The organism is Christensenella sp., from assembly GCF_034927525.1.
Lineage (GTDB): Bacteria > Bacillota > Clostridia > Christensenellales > Christensenellaceae > Christensenella.
This window is the reverse complement of record NZ_JAYFPU010000280.1, coordinates 1-1,520: the sequence shown is the minus strand read 5'-3', so window position 1 is coordinate 1,520 and position 1,520 is coordinate 1. Positions and strand designations below refer to the sequence as shown.

3 protein-coding genes are annotated in these 1,520 nt (G+C 54.2%); all 3 read left to right on the top strand.

The genetic code is table 11. From position 1 onward, the window contains the following. Positions 1–247 (top strand): DUF1622 domain-containing protein (locus VB081_RS11400; protein WP_323400936.1); only part of this gene is annotated, 247 nt, incomplete at its 5' end. Then, a complete protein-coding gene (locus VB081_RS11395; RefSeq protein ID WP_323400935.1) occupies positions 240–1,088 on the top strand; it encodes an Mrp/NBP35 family ATP-binding protein in 849 nt (282 codons plus the stop codon). The genes VB081_RS11400 and VB081_RS11395, both read left to right, overlap by 8 nt. Next, positions 1,085–1,520: C-GCAxxG-C-C family protein (locus tag VB081_RS11390; protein ID WP_323400934.1), on the top strand; the 436-nt coding region annotated here is incomplete at its 3' end. The genes VB081_RS11395 and VB081_RS11390, both read left to right, overlap by 4 nt.

The following is a 1,520-nucleotide window of genomic DNA, read 5'->3' as shown; positions in this document are numbered from 1 at the left end:
GCGCTTAGAAAAACTGCAGGACGCCAAAAACGGACTGAGCGGCTATGTGCTTTTAAGTCTTGAAATTTTGATCGTCGCGGACATCATCGAGACGATCGTAAAACCGACGCTTGAGGATATTGTCCGCCTGGCAGCCATCGTGGCGATCCGTACGGTGATCTCTTATTTCTTAAATAAGGAGATACACGCGGCGGAAACAGGAAAGCAAAGAAGATTAACGGAAAACGAGGAAAACGACAATGAGTGAAAATTGTACGCACGATTGCGGGAGCTGCGGCGAAAGCTGTGCTTCTCGTCAGGCAGACCCGCAGGATTTTATAGAACAGCCGCATGAGTTGAGCACCGTGAAAAAGGTGATCGGCGTGGTGAGCGGCAAGGGCGGCGTGGGCAAATCGCTTGTCACCGCCATGATGGCGGTAAAGCTGCGCAGGAAGGGTCTTGTAACGGCGATCCTTGACGCGGATATCACCGGACCGTCCATCCCTAAAATGTTTGGCGTGACGGAAAAAGCGACCGGGGCGGGGGAGACGATCTTTCCTGTTTATACAAAGGAAGGCATACAGATCATGTCTGTAAACCTGCTGCTGCCGGACGAGACAACGCCCGTCGTATGGCGCGGGCCTGTGATCGGCGCGACAGTCAAGCAGTTCTGGACGGATACTGTATGGACGGATGTTGATTGTCTGTTTGTGGATATGCCGCCGGGTACGGGCGATGTACCGCTGACAGTCTTCCAGTCGCTGCCTGTTGACGGCATCATCGTGGTAGCGTCGCCGCAGGAGCTTGTGTCGATGATCGTCGGCAAGGCGGTGCAAATGGCAAACATGATGGATATCCCGATCCTCGGGCTGGTAGAAAATATGAGTTATCTTGCCTGTCCGGATTGCGGGAAAGAAATTTCAGTGTTTGGCGAAAGCCATATCGAGGAGACGGCCGAAAAATACGGTCTGAGCGTTCTCGCGAGGATACCTCTTGATCCGCATATTGCGCAGGCGGCGGACAAAGGAACGATCGGGGAGATAGAAGGGGAATGGCTTGATAGTGCGGCGGACGTCGTGGCGGTCTACCAAAAGGGGGAAGAAAAATGAGTGAAAAATCGAAGCAGGCGGAAGCCTATTTTAAGGAAGGGTACAACTGCTGCCAGGCGGTGGTGCTCGCATACGCAGACGAGGTAGGACTCGACGCGCAGACTGCCTTGAAGATCGCCGCGTCGTTTGGCGGCGGCATGGGACAGCTTCGGGAGGTGTGCGGCGCGGTTACCGGCATGTTCATCGTGGAAGGCATGAAGCGTGGCTATACTTCGCCGGAAGATAAAGAAGGCAAGAAGGCACATTACCAGCGCATCCGCGATCTGGCTGAGCAATTCCAGGAGCAAAACGGCTCTATTGTATGCAAAGAGCTTTTGGGTCTTGTGGAGACGCCGAAGGAATCAAACCCTGCGGAGCGTACGGCTGAATATTACAAAAAACGTCCGTGCGCAGAGCTTGAGGAATGCGCGGCAGCGATCGTGGAGAAAGGCC

Bases quoted from the DNA above. Each gene is read 5' to 3' on its own strand.
- VB081_RS11395 (WP_323400935.1), top strand. From the start codon at position 240: ATGAGTGAAAATTGTACGCACGATTGCGGGAGCTGCGGCGAAAGCTGT.